This is a genomic window from Mycolicibacterium anyangense, from assembly GCF_010731855.1.
GTDB lineage: Bacteria > Actinomycetota > Actinomycetes > Mycobacteriales > Mycobacteriaceae > Mycobacterium > Mycobacterium anyangense.
The window spans coordinates 4515059-4531673 of the sequence record NZ_AP022620.1 but is presented as its reverse complement, the minus strand read 5'-3'; the positions used below and the strand labels follow the sequence as shown (position 1 = coordinate 4531673).

Below are 16615 nucleotides of genomic sequence, written 5' to 3'. Positions count from 1 at the left end.
ATGAGGTTAGCGTGGCAAAGCCGAATCGAAGGGTGATTCACCCCGCGAACGGCGCCCGAACCGTGGCCAACAGGTGTTTCCGGTTGATCACCAGACCAGCGACCGCCAGGATGCCGTACACGCCGCAAAGAATCATGCGGCCGTGGGTGGAGGTGATGGGGAACTGAATCATGAACAGCGCCAACAACATCCACGCGGTGTTCCGGTGGAAACGCAGAGCCAGGATCAGCGCGATACCCATCATCGTCTGGGTAGCGGTCAGCAGCACCTCTTCGATCTGACGGCCGTCGAGCACCAGAGCGGTGCCGCCACCGCCGGCCATGTACGCGATCGGCAGCGAGCCGACCAGCAAGGTCCATTGGTTGACCTTCGACGAGATCAGGGTGGCGATGGCCGCCGTGCCCTTTCCGCGGGCGGCGAAGATGATCGCGATGATGAACTCCGGCGCCTCGGACGCCAACGGGGCCAGCCACTGCACCAGGAGGAAACGATCCACCCCGAGCTGGGTACCCGCGCCGATCATGCTCTCCGCGAAGGGTTCCGCGCACGCCAGGATCACCCCGGCAGCGATCACGAACAGAGCGACCACGGTGGTCCGCCGGGCGCGGTCGGGAAGCGCTCCGACGGCCGCGGCGGTGCCGATGAGGTCAGGCTCCTCGACATCCCCGCGGGTCAGCTTGTAGAGGTAGAAGCCGAACCAGGCCAGCAGGGCGATGCCCAGGGTGAGCGTGATGCGGCCGGTGGCCGGAATGATGAATGCCGCGATACCGGCGATCAGCAGGAAGCCCAGTTCGACGCGATTGCCCGGCTCCAGCATCAGCGTGGTGGTCTTTTTACCCGTCACGCGCCGGGCGACATACAGACTCACCAACACCACAACGGGCCAGCCGATGCCCATCAAGAGCCGGTTGGATCCGGTCATATTGGCCGCGGCGTACTGGGTGTACTCGGCATGCTGCCCGGCGGTGAAGGCGTAATACAGGTCGACGGCGTACTCCGGGAGCACGGCGATCAGGGCCAGCACCGCGATCGCGAAGCCGCCGGAGACGTCGACCTGCGCCGCCTCGGCGGCCCAGGCCAGCACGAAACTGGCGGCGACGACCGCGGCGCCGTAGATCACCAGCGAGAGGACCGGTTCCAGATGCAGGCCGCCGAACCGGACGACCATCGCGGGCGCGATCAATGCGGCGGTGAGCAGGAAAGACCGCAGCAGAACGCTGCGTGGCGAGCGAGTCGGGGTATCCCGGTTGGAGGACAGGATGCTGGTCATGGCGGTTCCTCGGCTCAGGCGACCCGAGGCGACGCAGCGCGAGACTTCGGGTCGACATAGACATGTCGGCCGAAGGTCTCGCTCGCCGGATCAGAACCCGGTGGATGACCGGGCGGCACTGCCGCCAGTATGTCGACCATCCGCTCTGTGTGGCCTGCCGGCCACCAGAGGAACTACTCCCCTTCGCTGACGCCAAGACTAGCCCACCCACCGCGGCCCGGCAACTTCACAACCCTGGCAAATAACTGATCTGCAGCGGTCGAAAGACCTGATCAGGGCGCTGAAACTAAAGTTTTCGGCTACCCTCAACCGACTCGTCTGCAAACCCCTCCCGAAGAGCAGCAAGCCCCGGCACGCCGTGGCGTCCGGGGCTTGCTGCTCTTCGGTCGGATCAGTCCGCTTCGGCCAGACGCTGCTTGAGCGCCTCGAACTCGTCCTTCACGCCGGTGGGCAGCTTCTCGCCGATGAACTCGAACCACTCCTCGATCTGCGGCAGCTCCGCCCGCCATTCGTCGGCGTTGACCTTCAGCGCGTCGAGCACGTCAGCCTCGTCAACATCCAGACCGGACAGGTCCAGATCCTCGACGCCGGGCACGATGCCGATCGGCGTCGACTTGCCGTTCGCCTTGCCCTCGACCCGGTCGACGACCCACTTCAGCACACGGCTGTTCTCGCCGAAGCCCGGCCACAGGAAGCGGCCGTCGTCACCGCGACGGAACCAGTTGACGAAGAAGATCTTCGGCATCTTCGACTCGTCGGCATTCTTGCCCAGGTCCAGCCAGTGCTGGCAGTAGTCGCCGGCGTTGTAGCCGAGGAACGGCAGCATGGCCATCGGGTCGCGGCGGATCGCACCCACCTTGCCCTCGGCGGCGGCGGTCTGCTCGCTGCCCAGCGTGGCACCGATGAACACCCCGTGCTGCCAGTCGCGAGCCTGGGTCACCAGCGGCACCGTGGTCTTGCGGCGGCCGCCGAACAGGATTGCCGAGATCGGCACGCCCTGCGGATCGTCCCACTCGGGTGCCAGCGTCGGGCACTGCGACATCGGCGTGCAGTAGCGCGAGTTCGGATGGGCGGCCGGGGTGCCGGATTCCGGCGTCCAGTCGTTGCCCTTCCAGTCGATGAGGTGCTCGGGCTCGCCCTCGAGGCCTTCCCACCACACCCCACCATCGTCTGTCATCGCAACGTTGGTGAAGACGGTGTTGCCGGCGGCGATGGTCTTCATCGCGTTCGGGTTGGAGCTCCAGTTGGTGCCGGGCGCGACACCGAAGAAGCCGAACTCGGGGTTGACGGCGTAGAGCTGGCCGTCCTTGCCGAACCGCATCCAGGCGATGTCGTCACCGAGGGTCTCGGCACGCCAGCCGGGGATGGTCGGCTGCAGCATCGCGAGGTTGGTCTTGCCGCACGCAGACGGGAATGCCGCGGCGATGTAGTACGCCTTGTTCTCCGGGGAGATCAGCTTGAGGATCAGCATGTGCTCGGCCAGCCAGCCCTCGTCGCGCGCCATCACCGAGGCGATGCGCAGCGAGTAGCACTTCTTGCCCAGCAGCGCGTTGCCGCCGTAACCCGAACCGTAGCTCCAGATCTCGCGGGTCTCGGGGAAGTGGGAGATGTACTTGGTGTCGTTGCACGGCCACGGCACGTCGGCCTGGCCGTCCTCCAACGGAGCGCCCAGCGAGTGCAGCGCCTTGACGAAGAATCCGTCGTCGCCCATCTTCTCCAGCGCGGCCGCGCCCATCCGCGTCATCGTCCGCATGGAGACCACCACGTACTCCGAGTCGGTGATCTCGACACCGAGCTTCGGATCGTCGGCACCGAGCGGGCCCATGCAGAACGGCACCACGTACATGGTGCGACCGCGCATGCAGCCGCGGTACAGATCCGACATCAGGCTGCGCATCTCGGCCGGGGCCATCCAGTTGTTGGTGGGCCCGGCGTCGATCTCATGCTCGGAACAGATGAAGGTGCGGGACTCGACGCGCGCGACGTCGGAGGGTTCCGAACGCGCGAGGTAGGAGCTGGGCTCCTCGGAATCGCTCAACGGGATGAAGGTGCCGGCCTCGACCAGCTGCGCGGCCAGCCGCTGATACTCCTCCTCGGAACCGTCGGCGAACACCACTCGGTCGGGCTGTGTCAGTTCAGCGACTTCCTGGACCCAGGCCAGCAGGCCTGCGTGCTTGGTCGGTGCAGTATCCAGACCGGGAATGGTCGCTGAGGTCATCGGTATCTCCTGCTGAGGTTTCTTGCCAGGATGCAGGCCTTATGCCGCAATAGCGGAGACTTTCGTCCCTACAAGAAGGTTAACGCGGGTGAGATACCCACGGTTAATCCGGATTATGTCCGATCACTCACAGGAACGATTCAGAACGTCCCATTATCGATCAGTTCATCGATTCAGTACTGCCGCCGGCCGCCCAGCTCGGCTGCCACGACGGCGGACGCCCTCCTGATCGCCGGCCGTCGCCGATCCCGCTCGGCGACGGCATGCGCCCGCGCCAGGGCATGGGCGCGAATCTCCCGGTCGACGGCGGCAACGGCCTTCTCCACGTCGGCTGCCCGCTGCGCGTCGCGCCCGGCGGCCGCAGAGCTCAGCACGGCGTCGGCGGCCAGTACCCGGGTGACGACCCGCTCCTCCAACGCGGCCCGCAGCCCGGCAACCACCTCGGTCACCCACCTGTCGAGCAGGGCGCGGTCATGTAGCAGCCCCCGGATACCCACCACCCATACCGCAAGAGCGACGCCGAGCAGGGCGGCACCCGCGGCCCCGGCTGCCGCCCACTGCGGGGCCACCCCGGCGAAGAACCGGCTGACCGTGAGCGCGACCCCGAGGCCGAACCCCGCACCGAGCAGTGTCGTCAACCGGGTCTCCAAACGCCGCGACCGCAGCGGCGGCGGGGCCACCTCGACCACCGGGACGGGATCTGCCGGCAGCTCGACAGGAAGATCCAGCTCGCGGCTGACGTCGAGGAGATCCCGCGTGATGCCCTCGTCGACCTCACCCACCACCTCATCGACCCGGGTGCGGACGTAGTCGACGAACGGTGCGCGCTGCCGTCGGCCCAGTGCCGCGACGTCCTCCTGCAACTCCGTGCGCACCGAGGCACACCGGTTGCGGGCGAAATAGCTCAGCTGAACCCGGGCCTGCTGGACCTGGCTGCGCAGGGCGACCGCGTGCCCGGTCTTGTCGATTCGCCGCTGGCGCAGGAGCTCAGACCGCTGTTCGCGCAGCGCGGCCAGCAGGGCCTCCCGGCCCGCGCCGTCGGCTGCACGGTCGAGCCGTCCGGCCAACGACGCCAGTCGACTATCCCAGGCGCGCAATCGATTTCGCCGATCCAGGTTTGGATCGGCAAGGGCCTCACCGAGGGCCGCAACGAGGTCATCGACAACGGGTTCGCCGAGTTGCGGCGCGGCCGCGGCACCCACCCACGCGACATCGCGGTAGCGCGATGCATGGGCGGCCAGCAGCCCGCGGTTGGTCTCGAGCACCTCACGCCACGTGCGGTGCACATCGATCTTGGAGACCACTGGAATCACCGTGTCGGTATCGGCGGCAGCGGCATCGAGAAGTTCGCAATCCGATCCGGTCAGCGGAGCGGTCGCCGAGACCACGAACACCACCACGGCCGGGGCCTGTCCGGGACCGAGGTCAGCGGCTTCGACGACGGTGTGCGAGGGCAGCCGGCGGCGCAGCGCATCGGCGACACTCGTGCTGCCCGCCAGCCAGGGGCCGGTAACCAGCACGACGTCACGGCGGGTGATCGCCGGCGCGGGCAGGTCGGGATCGACCGCCCACACCAGGGAGTCGACATCGTCACTCACGCGGGTGCCCGATGTCGCCGGCCCGGCGGCTCCGGGATCCCGCCCGCGCGCTCCCACAACCGCAAGCTGCCGCGCACGATGTCCGCACTGCAGCTCCGGTGCAGTTGGGACACCGGGCCGCATCCGTAGCGCTGCCAGCTGACCGCGCGGCGCAACAGTGCCGGCGCGGTGGCGGCCTCGTCCACCCGAAGGCCGTCGGCCTCCACCACGGCGATCGCCGCGGCCATCCGAGCGGCGACCACCGCGTCGTCACCGCACCGGTCCGCGGGAATCCCGTCGAGGAGGCGGCGATAACGACCGGCCGCCGCCAGCCGGGTCACCGTCGTCACCACATCCTCGACGGCACTGGCCTGCCGCAGCACCGCACGGATCCCGGCCGCGTCGGCACCGTCACGCAGCGCCCGCACGGCGTGGGCGATACCGAACAGGTCCAGCGCGGCCAGCAGCCGGGCACGATCATCGGCGGACACGCGGTGGACACCGGCCACGAAGCCGTCGGTGCTGCCCAGGTTCGCCGGTTCGGTGGTCAGCACCTGCAGCGCCGCCAGCGCGCGAGCATCCAGCACTGCGTCGTCGAGGGCGGCCAACGCCGAAAGACCTGCCAACGGCAGCAGCGGCACGCCGACCGACTCCTGCTGCGCGCAGCGCCGGGCGGCCGCCGCGACCGGGCCGTCGCCGCCGAACCCCGTCAGATCCGCCTTGTTGAGCACCGCGACACAGGGCCGGCGCCGCGCAGCCAGGAACGTCCGGTCCTCGGGTTTGAGCGTCTCGGCCACCACATAGACCTCGACGTCGGGCACCTGATCGGTCGACACCACTTCGAGACCTGCTGCCACCAGGACGCGCGAGACGGTCCGGCGACCACATCCGGGGCGGCCGAACACGGCCACCCGCGCCGCCCCATCGCCGTCGCCCGCCATGCCGGTCATGGTGGCATCAGCACGACTATGGCGCGAGCCACTACCAGGCGTAGGCAACTGTTGGGTATCAATCTGCACCACGGTGCGGGTACACCCCGGTTTATGAGCGACGATGGACGGATGCATGCGCAGGGTGGCTCAGCCGCGCCCGAAACCCTCGGGCCGGCGCACGGCTATCCCCGGATCACCAGCTTCCGCAACCGCCGTTCCAGCCTGACCGAAACCCAGCAGGAGTTGTGGGACCAGCGTTGGCCGGAGGTCGGCACCCAGGCCAGATACGGTGACGAGCCCGCCGGGCTGCTCGACACCGCGGCCTGGTTCGGCCGCCAGGCACCCGTGGTGCTCGAGATCGGCTGCGGAACCGGAACCTCCACCCTGGCGATGGCGAAAGACGAACCGCAGCTCGACGTCGTGGCCGTCGAGGTGTACCGCCGTGGACTCGCACAGCTGCTCAGCGCGATCGACCGGGAGAACGTCACCAACATCAGACTCGTCCGCGGTGACGGCGTCGAGGTCCTGGAGAACATGGTCGAGCCCGGCACGCTGACCGGGGTGCGGGTGTTCTTCCCGGACCCCTGGCCGAAATCGCGCCACCACAAGCGCCGGCTGCTCAAGACCGAGACCGTGGCGCTCATCGCCGACCGACTGCGCCCGGGCGGAGTGCTGCACGCCGCTACCGATCACGCCGGGTACGCCGAACAGATCGCCGAGGTCGGTGACGCCGAACCGCTGCTTCGCCGCGCCGAACCCGGCGAACTGTTGCCGATCTCGGTGCAGCGACCGACCACCAAGTACGAGGGCAAGGCCCACGACGCGGGCAGCGCCGTCAGCGAGCTGATCTGGGTGAAACGGCCATGAGTGTGATGGAAGACACCGCGGGGGTTCCGGACGCGGACCTGCCACTGCCCGGCAGCGACGAGACGGCGCCGGCTCCCCGGCGGGTGCTGCTGGTGTGGGACGCCCCCAACCTCGACATGGGGCTGGGGTCCATCCTGGGCGGCCGGCCGACGGCGGCGCACCGGCCCCGCTTCGATGCGCTGGGCCGCTGGTTGCTTGCCAGGACCAGCGAACTGGCCGCCGGATCCCCGGAAATCGCGGTGGAGCCCGAGGCCACGGTGTTCACCAACATCGCGCCGGGCAGCGCCGACGTCGTTCGCCCGTGGGTGGAAGCGCTACGCAATGTCGGATTCGCGGTCTTCGCCAAACCGAAGATCGACGAGGACAGCGACGTCGACAGCGACATGCTCGCCCACATCGCGCTGCGCCGCAGTGAGGGTCTGGCGGCCGTCCTGGTCGCCTCCGCCGATGGCCAGGCCTTCCGGGCGCCTCTGGAAGACATCGCCCGGTCCGGCATCGAGGTCTCGGTGCTCGGATTTCGCGAACATGCGAGCTGGGCATTAGCGTCGGATACCTTGGAGTTCGTCGACCTGGAGGACATCCCTGGTGTTTTCCGGGAGCCGCTGCCGCGAATCGGCCTAGATTCGCTACCAGAACAAGGGGCGTGGCTACAGCCGTTCCGGCCGCTGTCCTCGCTGTTGACATCGCGGGTCTGAGTAGGAGAACCCGATGCGCAGGTCGCAGAAGACTTAGTTAGGAGATTACGTGTTCGCCTGGTGGGGTCGGACTGTGTATCGCTACCGATACATCGTGATCGCAGTCATGGTCGCGCTGTGCCTGGGTGGCGGCGTCTACGGCGCCAGCCTCGGCAAGCACGTCACGCAGAGTGGTTTCTACGACACCGGTAGCCAGTCGGTGCAGGCGTCGCTGCTCAGCGACGAGGCCTACGGCCGTGATCGCACCAGCCACGTCGTGGCGATCCTGACCCCGCCGAACGGCGAGAAGGTCACCGATCCGGCGTGGCAGCAGAAGATGGTGTCCGAGCTCGACGCGGTGGTCAAGGACAACTCCGATCAGATCGTCAGCTGGGTCGGCTGGCTGCGCGCCCCCACCAGCACGTCCGAGACCGTCCAGCAGATGAAGACCGCGGATCTGCGGCACACCTTCGTCAGCATCCCGCTCAAGGGCGATGACGACGACACCATTCTGAAGAACTACCAGGCCGTCGAGCCCGCGCTGAAGAAGATCAACGGCGGCGACATCCAGCTCGCCGGGCTCAACCCGCTGGCCAGTGAGCTCACCGGCACGATCGGTACGGACCAGAAGCGAGCCGAGATCGCGATCGTCCCCTTGGTGGCGGTCGTGCTGTTCTTCGTGTTCGGCGGTGCGGTCGCGGCGTCGCTGCCTGCCATCGTCGGTGGTCTGACGATCGCCGGGGCACTGGGAATCCTGCGGCTGACCGCGGAGTTCGGCCCGGTCCATTTCTTCGCCCAGCCGGTCGTCACGATGATGGGCTTCGGCATCGCGATCGACTACGGCCTATTCATCGTCAGCCGGTTCCGAGAAGAGATCGCCGAGGGCTACGACACCCCGGCCGCGGTACGCCGCACCGTGATGACCTCCGGCCGCACGGTGGCCTTCTCCGCGGTCATCATCGTCGCGTCGTCACTGCCGCTGCTGTTGATTCCGCTCGGCTTCCTCAAGTCCATCACCTACGCGATCATCGCCTCGGTGCTGCTGGCGGCCTTCCTGTCCATCACCGTGCTGCCCGCGACGCTGGGCATTCTCGGGCGCAACGTCGACGCGCTGGGCGTGCGCACCCTGCTGCGGGTGCCGTTCCTGGCGAACTGGACCTTCTCCCGCAAGATCATCGACTGGTTCGCGGAGAAGACGCAAAAGACCAAGACCCGCGAGGAAGTCGAGCGCGGGTTCTGGGGCCGGCTGGTCAACGTGGTGATGAAGCGCCCGATCGCGTTCGCTGTGCCGATTCTGATCGCGATGGTGCTGTTGATCATTCCGCTGGGCCAACTCGCCCTGGGCGGCATGAGCGAGAAGTACCTGCCACCCGACAATCCGGTGCGCCAGGCGCAGGAGCAGTTCGACAAGTTGTTCCCCGGCTTCCGCACCGAACCTCTGACGCTGGTGATCCGCAGCGACGACGGCAAACCCGTCACCGATCAACAGCTCGCGGATATCCGCGCCAAGGCCGAGACGATCCCCGGGTTCACCGGTTCGGACGACCCGGCTTCGATGTGGCAGGAACGGTCGGCCCAGTCCGACGGGTCCAAGAACCCGTCCGTCCGGGTGCTGCAGAACGGCCTGGTCAACAGTGGTGATGCCGCGAAGAAGATCGACGAACTACGCGCGCTGACACCACCGCACGGCACGCAGGTCTACGTCGGCGGCACGCCCGCGCTGGCGCAGGACAGCATCCACAGCCTGTTCTCCAACCTGCCTCTGATGGTGCTGATCCTGGTCATCACCACCACCATCCTGATGTTCCTGGCGTTCGGGTCGATCGTGCTGCCGATCAAGGCCGCGTTGATGAGTGCGCTGACCCTGGGGTCAACCATGGGCATCCTGAGCTGGATGTTCATCGACGGCCACGGGGCGGGGCTGATGAACTACACCCCGCAACCCCTGTTCGCGCCGATGATCGGCCTGATCATCGCGATCATCTGGGGTCTGTCGACCGACTACGAGGTGTTCCTGGTGTCCCGCATGGTGGAAGCCCGCGAACGCGGGATGTCCACCGCCGAGGCCATCCGGATCGGCACCGCCACCACCGGCCGGCTCATCACCGGTGCCGCACTGGTGCTGGCCGTGGTCGCCGGGGCGTTCGCGTTCTCCGACCTGGTGATGATGAAGTACCTGGCGTTCGGTCTGCTGATCGCGCTGCTGCTGGACGCGACGGTGGTCCGGATGTTCCTGGTGCCGGCGATCATGAAGCTGCTCGGTGACGACTGCTGGTGGGCGCCGCGCTGGATGAAACGCCTGCAGGTCAAGATCGGCCTCGGCGAGACACACCTGCCCGACGAGCGCAAGCGCCCCGTCGTGCGGGAACCGGCAGAAGCACTGGTGGGCGCGGGAGCACCGGTGCCGACCCGCTCAGCTCCCGATCCGACCCATCCGGACGGCCGGGCGGCTCCCCGGGCGGTGGGACGCAGCGACTATCAGGCTCCGCCCGCGCCGCAGGAGGCTCCGTCGGCTGCCGGTACGGCCCGGCTGGCCGACCCGCAGGGCGTACCGGCCAACGAGGCTCCGACCACCCGGTTCGCGGTGGCCAAGAACGCCGTTCGCTCGGCGATGAACAATGCCACCGCCGCGGCGCGGTCCAACCGGCCCGTGCCGCCGCCGGCACCGGACCGCGAGATCGAGTCGTGGCTCGGCGAGCTGCGCGGCAAGACCCCGCCTGCCCCGGCCACCCCGCAGCCCTCGGCCGAGCCGACGAGAGCCCTGTCGACCCCCGAGGACGCCACCACGGCCATTCCCGCCAAGGCGATCCCCCGGGATTCGGATTCCGCCGACGACGTTCCGGCGTCGATCTCGGCGGAGGAGACCCGCGCGATCCCGATCAGCCGCCCCGAGTCAGGTGACTCCGAGGTGGCCACCGAGAAGCTCAACGCCCGCGGCAAGAAGGAGGGCGAGGATCGCCCCCGTCGCGGCGGTGGGGTCAGCGCAGCCGACCTGCTGCGCCGCGAGGGCCGGCTCTAACCCCATTCCCGCCCAAACCGACGTTTGGGCGGGAAAGACCAAGTGGCGCACGCCATTTCGTCGATCTCGGCGAGCCCAAGTTGGTGAAGCTCCGTGCGTCTCAGTCGGTGGAGCTCGGCGGTACTTCGTCCGGTTTGGCCGCGATCACCACCGCATCGTCGGCGTCCTCGAGTTCGGCGGCCTCCTGCTCGGGATCGTCCGCGATCAGCACCCGGATGGCGCTGTTGAGGAACGCCACCAGCGGGACGGACAGCAGCGCGCCGACGATGCCGGCCAGCACACCGCCTGCGGTGATAGCCAACACGATCGCCAGTGGATGGATCGCGACGGCGCGGCCCATCACGAACGGCTGCAGGATGTGCGCCTCCAACTGCTGGACCGCGACGATCAACCCGAGTGTGATGAGGGCGTAGACGAAGCCCTTGGCGAGCAGGGCGACGATGACGGCCAGCAGACCGCTGACCACCGCACCGACCAGCGGAATGAAGGCGCCCAGGAACACCAGCGAGGCCAGCGGCAGAGCCAACGGGACACCCATGATGGCCAGGCCGGTGCCGATGCCGACGGCGTCGACCAATGCCACCAGGAACGTGGCCCGCACATAGCCGATCAGCGAGCCGAAGCCCGCCTTACCTGCCGCTCGCACCCGTTCCCGGGGTCCGCGGGGCACGATTCGGGTGACGAACTCATAGATGTTGCGTCCACCGTGCAGCAGGAAGATCAGTGTGAACAACACCAGGAACGCGCCGGTGATGATCTCGGTCAGGGTGGCAGCGGTGGACAGCGCCCCCGTGGTGAGCTTCTCCTGGTTGTCCCGCAGCGCCTTGATCGCGGTGTTGCCCGCGTTGTCGATCTGTTCGCGGCTGAGGTGCGCGGGCCCCTCGATGAGCCAGTTGCGCAGGCTGTCGATGCTGCGGGTGACCTGTTCGACCAGGCTCGGCAGGCCCGAAACGAATTGGCTGACAACGAAAGTCAGGATGCCACCGAAAATCCCGAACCCGCCCAGGATCACCAACGCCACCGCACCGCCGCGCGGCGCACCACGCCGATCCAGCCAGTCCACCACCGGCAACATCAGTGCGGCCACCATCGTGGCCAGGGCCACCGGCACGATGATCACCTGGAGTTCGGCGACCAGCCACAGCAGTACCGCGATCACGCCGCCGATCACCAGCAGGCGCCACGACCAGGCCGCGGCCTGGCGGATCAGCGGGTCGACCGCGTCGTCGTCTGAAGTTGGGCTCGCCGGCATGCGGCCAGCCTAATGGTCGACGGAGTCGGCGCCCGCGCAAACCGAACCGGCTCGACGATCGACGGAGTTATAGACGCCGGGGAAAATTAGACCTATAGTCCGTTTTGCCGGGGGGCGAGGTCAGACCGTCGGTGTCCGGGTTGAAGTGGATCCCAAACGGGGGGGGAATTGGTTGATGGATACTGCTGTCTCGAGAACCGCCCATGTCGGTGGGCGTCGTGGTGGCCCGACGAAGAGCGGCATGCAGCTAAGCCGAGTCGAGTATGGCCTTGCGGCACTTCACAAGTCGTACGCATGGACCTGGCTCGGCGCGTCGGCGGTTGCCCTCGGGGTCGGCGCCGCCGTCGCCTCGATGCCGGTGGCATCGGCCGACAGCGCCGGGGCGGGCGGGTCCAAAGGGCCGTCGGCATCGAGCAGCTCGTCCACGGCCGGTCCGTCCAGGGCGACCGGAGGTGCGGCATCGCCGAAAACAGCCCAGAAGGCACGCTCTGCGAACAGCGATCCGAGTACACCCGCAAAGCGGACGGCCACCTCGGGTAAGAAGGCGACCGAGGTAGCCGCGAGCGCCGCTGCCACCACGAGTGCCGACTCGGCGATCGTGACATCGAAGCCCGCAGCTGCCTCGGCGACCGCCAAGCTCTCGACGTTCACCGCCCCCACACCCGAGAGCATCATCCGGATCTTTGTCGGCGACGGGACGGCGGCGAACCCCAATGCCGGAATTCTCGCCGGCAACGGCTACTCCTGGACCGCAGAGACCTGCGCGGCGGGCACGGCCTGCAATGGCGGCAACAGCGGAGTTTTCGGCAACGGCGGCAACGGTTTCAACGGCGGCAACGGCGGCAGCGCCGGCTGGTTCGGTGACGGCGGAGCCGGCGGCGCCGGGGTCGCCACCGTCAACGGCGGCGCAGGCGGCAACGGCGGCCGCGGCGGTCTGATCGCCGGTAACGGCGGCGCGGGCGGCGCTGGAGCCCAGGTCGAGGCGGGGTCGACGGGAGGCCGGGGTGGTTCGGCCGGCCTGGCCGGCAACGGTGGTGTCGGCGGCGACGGCGGCCGGTCGACCGGGTCCTACCACGGTGGGAACGGCGGCCGCGGCGGCAACGGCGGGGTGTTCCTGGGCGATGGCGCCGACGGCGGAGCCGGTGGTGCCGCGATCCAGAACGGGCAGACCGGCGGTGCCGGCGGCAACGGCGGTGACACCGGACTGTTCACGATCTGGGGCACCAATGGCACCGGTGGCGCCAGCGCCGGACATGGCGGGGCCGGCGGCGGCGGCAGCTTCGGCGGCCGTGGCGGTGACGGCGGCAACGGCGGCCTGTTCTCCCTGCTGGCCTTCGGCGGTAACGGCGGCGCAGGCGGCAACAGCCCGACCAAGGGCGTCACCGCCACCGACCACGGCGGCAACGGCGGCAACGGCGGACACGGAGGGTTGTGGGCCGGCAGTGGCGGCAACGGGGGCAACGGCGGAATCGGCGGCGGTGACGGTGGAGACGGCGGCAACGTAGGTCTGCTGTCGGTGTTCGGTGCCGGTGGCGACGGTGGCGCCGGTGGACTGGGCCAGGACGGCTACGTCGGAATTAACGGCGCCGATCCCGGCAAGGTCCCCGGCAACTCCATCAACGGCACCGCAGGTTCCCCCGGTGGCGCGGGCGGCTCGGGCGGTCGCGGCGGCAACGGCAGCTGGATCCTCGGTTCCGGCGGCAATGGCGGCAGTGGCGGCCCCGGCGGTGACGGCGGTCAGGGCGGAACCGGCTACTCACCCAGCCCGGACAGCATCGCCCCCGGACTGCTCGGCGGAAACGGCGGAGACGGCGGCGCCGGTGGCCCCGGCGGGGCAAGCGGCGGCGCGCCAGGTACCGGAGCAGTGTTCTTCGTCTTCACCGCCAACGGCGAGGCCGGCGGCAGCGGCGCCGGCGGCAAGGGCGGTAAGGGCGGTAACGGCGGAAACGGCCTCACGTCGACCGATGAGACGGTCGGCGGCAACGGCGGAAACGCCGGCAACGGCGGCCCGGGCGCGGCCGGCGGCCAAGGATCCGACGGCGGCAACGGGGGCGCCGGAGGTACCGGCGGCACCGGTGCATACGGCACCGCTCAGGGTGGCAACGGCGGCAACGGCGGCAATGGCGGAACCGCCGGCGACGGTGGCGCCGGCGGCCAGGGCGGTATCGGTGGATCCGCCGGCGGTGGCGGCACCGGTGGCAACAGCACCGTCACCGCGGGTAACGGTGGCGCCGGCGGCAACGGGGGCGCCGGCGGAAACGGCGGGGCCGGCGGGCAGGGCGGTGCAGCGGGTGAGGGCGCCGACGGCGGCACACCCAACGGGGTGACCGGTGCGAACGGCGGGCGCGGCGCCAACGGGTCTCCCACGGCGGGTGCGGTCACGGCAGCAGCATCAGCGGCGGCCGCCAGTCCGGGATCGGTATCGGCGTCGGTATCGGCATGGGCACATTCCCTCGCGGCGGGGCCGGCGGCGTTCCTGTCCGAGATCGGCCGTCAGATCGGCTACATCTTCTTCAACCGCGCTCCCAGCCTGACCTTCGACGTCGGCGGCCAAGGCACCGGGCCGAACAAGCAGATCGTCGTCACCGCAAACGGTTTCGGCAACAACGGCTACCCGGTGACCTACACCGTCACCGAGCAGCCGAAGTACGGCACGGTCGTCGCGGGTGAGCAGCCAGGCACGTTCATCTACACCGCGAACGACGCGCTGATCAATCCCGGCATCACCGACTCGTTCACGGTGAGCGTCGACAACGGGACCCAGGCGCAGCTGCCCGGGATCGCCGGAATGATCCAGGGACTGCTGCACTCCCTGGCCATCATGGTCGGCGCAGCGAAGCCCGACACCATCGCGGACACGGTCAACGTCACGGTCGCCGGCACCGGGGTGTACGGCAATGCTCAGCAGGCCAAGCAGTTCTGGGTGAGCCAGAGCTACTCCAACTGCCAGATGCAGGCCGCGGCAGCCGCGGTCATGCAGGCCCTCGGACTGACGCCCCCGGCAGATATCGAGGAGCAGTGGGTCACCTGGGCCAAGACCACCGACAGCGTGGCGCGGCCCGGCGACAAGATGTACCTCGACGCCAACACCGATATCGGTGTTGCGACCGAGGACGCCATCGCGCTGATGGAGCAGCACTACAACGTGACCGCGACCCGCACGCTGTACGACGCCACGCAGGCCGGCGGTCAGGTGGCGCTGCGCGATCTCCAGGCCGCACTAGCCGAGGGCAAGGCGGCGATGATCGCTTATCCGGTCGCGATCGTCTGGACCGGGGCCGGCGTCGGATTCGTTCCGCAGGCGGACACCAGCTACACCCAGGCCGATCACGCAGCAGTGGTGACCGAGGTCGACCTTGCGAACGGACTGGTGTACGTCAATGACAGCTCCATGACCGACAACCCGCCGGCGGGCACCACCCCGCGGCCGAATGTCGGCCAGGGCAAGGCCCTCCCGATCGGCGTGTTCATGGCAGGGTGGCAGGTCGCCAACTACGACCTGACGATCGTGTCGGCCAAGACACCGACCACGTAGTCACCCCAACCGCAGACCCGACATCCCGCGACGGTATCCGTCGCGGGATGTCGTGCACCGTTACCCTGAACTGCGATGTCCTACGACGCGCCGGTCGACGCCGCCCGCGAGGAACACGAACCCACGGCCCGCGGGAAGTGGTGGTGGGTCCGGTGGGCGGTGCTGGGCCTGGCGCTGATCGTGCTGGCCGTGGAGGCCTCCCTGGTGTGGGACCAACTGGCCAAGGCGTGGATGAGCCTGCTGTCGGCCAACTGGTGGTGGGTGCTGGCCGCGGTGGCGGCCGCGGTGTTGTCGATGCACAGCTTCGCTCAGATTCAGCGCACCCTGCTGCGCTCGGCCGGGGTGATCGTTCACCAGTGGCGTTCGGAGGCGGCGTTCTACGCAGGTAACGCGCTGAGCACCACCATGCCCGGTGGCCCGGTGCTGTCGGCGACCTTCGTCTACCGTCAGCAGCGGTCCTGGGGCGCCTCGCCGGTGGTGGCGTCCTGGCAGTTGGTGATGTCGGGCGCGCTGCAGGTCGTCGGGCTGGCGCTGCTCGGCCTCGGCGGTGCATTCCTGTTGGGCGCCAAGAACAATCCGTTCTCGCTGCTGTTCACCCTCGGCGGGTTCGTCGCACTGCTGCTGCTCGCCCAGGCGGTGGCGACGCGTCCCGAACTGATCGACGGAATCGGCGTGCGGGTGCTGGGCTGGGTGAACTCGGTGCGGGCCAAGCCGCCGGAAACCGGCCTGCGCAAGTGGCGCGAGACCCTGGCCCAGCTGGAGTCGGTGAGCCTGAACCGTCGTGAACTGGGGGTGGCGTTCAGCTGGTCCCTGTTCAACTGGGTCGCCGATGTCGCCTGCCTGGCCTTCGCGGCGTACGCCGCCGGCGGCACACCGTCACTGGCCGGCCTCACGGTCGCCTACGCGGCGGCCCGCGCGGTCGGGTCGATCCCGCTGATGCCCGGCGGGCTGCTGGTGGTGGAAGCCGTCCTGGTCCCCGGTCTGGTCTCCAGCGGCATGACGCTGCCCGACGCCATCTCGGCGATGCTGATCTACCGGCTGGTCAGCTGGATTTTCATCTCAGCGATCGGCTGGGTGGTGTTCTTCTTCATGTTCCGCACCGAAGGCGCGCTCGACCCCGACCCCGTCTTCGACGAACTCGCCGCTGCCGACGACTCCGCCGAGCAGCGCCGCCCCACCGACCCGACCGACACCGCCCTACAGGGGCCGCTACCACCCCCTGATCCCGGGACCGACGACGACCGCCTTCGCTGACCAGACCTGTGTTTGAA

At 68.7% G+C, this 16615-nt stretch carries 11 protein-coding genes; 5 read left to right on the top strand and 6 right to left on the bottom strand.

Features of this window, described 5'->3' with window-relative positions; all coding sequences use genetic code 11:
* Positions 1 to 37: 37 nt before the first annotated feature.
* The 4 genes from G6N35_RS21480 to G6N35_RS21465 all read right to left on the bottom strand — a co-directional run bounded on the left by G6N35_RS21480 (position 38) and on the right by G6N35_RS21465 (position 6006).
* Entirely contained in the window at positions 38 to 1270 is a 1233-nt protein-coding gene (locus G6N35_RS21480; protein WP_163806062.1) for a calcium:cation antiporter family protein, read from the bottom strand.
* Between the two features lie 391 nt (positions 1271 to 1661).
* A complete protein-coding gene (locus G6N35_RS21475; protein WP_163806061.1) occupies positions 1662 to 3488 on the bottom strand; it encodes a phosphoenolpyruvate carboxykinase (GTP) in 1827 nt (608 codons plus the stop codon).
* A gap of 173 nt (positions 3489 to 3661) precedes the next feature.
* On the bottom strand, positions 3662 to 5086 hold the full coding sequence (locus G6N35_RS21470; protein WP_163806060.1) for a hypothetical protein: 1425 nt from the start codon (positions 5084 to 5086) through the stop codon (positions 3662 to 3664).
* A complete protein-coding gene (locus tag G6N35_RS21465) occupies positions 5083 to 6006 on the bottom strand; it encodes a hypothetical protein (protein ID WP_179967403.1) in 924 nt (307 codons plus the stop codon). The genes G6N35_RS21470 and G6N35_RS21465 overlap by 4 nt, the downstream gene beginning before the upstream one ends.
* A 102-nt stretch (positions 6007 to 6108) precedes the next feature.
* Here G6N35_RS21465 and trmB point away from each other — a divergent pair, with 102 nt between their 5' ends.
* From trmB to G6N35_RS21450, 3 genes are read left to right on the top strand one after another with little or no spacing between them, the layout of a single operon-like run.
* Positions 6109 to 6864 carry a tRNA (guanosine(46)-N7)-methyltransferase TrmB gene (gene trmB / locus G6N35_RS21460; protein WP_179967402.1) on the top strand — a complete coding sequence of 252 codons (756 nt, stop codon included), beginning with the start codon at positions 6109 to 6111 and terminating at the stop codon, positions 6862 to 6864.
* Positions 6861 to 7559, top strand: coding sequence for an NYN domain-containing protein (locus G6N35_RS21455; RefSeq protein ID WP_179967401.1), 699 nt, complete (start codon positions 6861 to 6863; stop codon positions 7557 to 7559). The genes trmB and G6N35_RS21455 overlap by 4 nt, the downstream gene beginning before the upstream one ends.
* A gap of 49 nt (positions 7560 to 7608) precedes the next feature.
* On the top strand, positions 7609 to 10557 hold the full coding sequence (locus tag G6N35_RS21450) for a trehalose monomycolate exporter MmpL3 (protein WP_163806057.1): 2949 nt from the start codon (positions 7609 to 7611) through the stop codon (positions 10555 to 10557).
* 100 nt (positions 10558 to 10657) lie between these two features.
* Here G6N35_RS21450 and G6N35_RS21445 read toward each other — a convergent pair whose 3' ends face one another.
* Positions 10658 to 11809, bottom strand: coding sequence for an AI-2E family transporter (locus G6N35_RS21445; RefSeq protein WP_163806056.1), 1152 nt, complete (start codon positions 11807 to 11809; stop codon positions 10658 to 10660).
* A 279-nt stretch (positions 11810 to 12088) separates the two neighbouring features.
* Positions 12089 to 12460: a hypothetical protein gene (locus tag G6N35_RS21440; protein WP_163806055.1), complete on the bottom strand. Its 372-nt coding sequence runs from the start codon at positions 12458 to 12460 to the stop codon at positions 12089 to 12091.
* Between G6N35_RS21440 and G6N35_RS27660 the strand changes: the two genes are divergently transcribed.
* A complete protein-coding gene (locus G6N35_RS27660) occupies positions 12408 to 15344 on the top strand; it encodes a hypothetical protein (RefSeq protein WP_163806054.1) in 2937 nt (978 codons plus the stop codon). The two genes, G6N35_RS21440 and G6N35_RS27660, sit on opposite strands and share 53 nt — an antisense overlap.
* Before the next feature lie 75 nt (positions 15345 to 15419).
* Positions 15420 to 16598 (top strand): lysylphosphatidylglycerol synthase transmembrane domain-containing protein, encoded by a 1179-nt coding sequence (locus G6N35_RS21430; RefSeq protein WP_163806053.1) that lies wholly within the window; start codon positions 15420 to 15422, stop codon positions 16596 to 16598.
* Positions 16599 to 16615: the final 17 nt, after the last annotated feature.

Excerpts from the sequence above, each read along its gene's own strand:
- G6N35_RS21430 (WP_163806053.1), top strand. The coding sequence starts at position 15,420 with ATGTCCTACGACGCGCCGGTCGACGCCGCCCGCGAGGAACACGAACCC.
- G6N35_RS21465 (WP_179967403.1), bottom strand. The coding sequence starts at position 6,006 with ATGGCGGGCGACGGCGATGGGGCGGCGCGGGTGGCCGTGTTCGGCCGC.
- G6N35_RS21445 (WP_163806056.1), bottom strand. The coding sequence starts at position 11,809 with ATGCCGGCGAGCCCAACTTCAGACGACGACGCGGTCGACCCGCTGATC.
- trmB (WP_179967402.1), top strand. The coding sequence starts at position 6,109 with ATGAGCGACGATGGACGGATGCATGCGCAGGGTGGCTCAGCCGCGCCC.
- G6N35_RS21475 (WP_163806061.1), bottom strand. The coding sequence starts at position 3,488 with ATGACCTCAGCGACCATTCCCGGTCTGGATACTGCACCGACCAAGCAC.
- G6N35_RS21480 (WP_163806062.1), bottom strand. The coding sequence starts at position 1,270 with ATGACCAGCATCCTGTCCTCCAACCGGGATACCCCGACTCGCTCGCCA.
- G6N35_RS21455 (WP_179967401.1), top strand. The coding sequence starts at position 6,861 with ATGAGTGTGATGGAAGACACCGCGGGGGTTCCGGACGCGGACCTGCCA.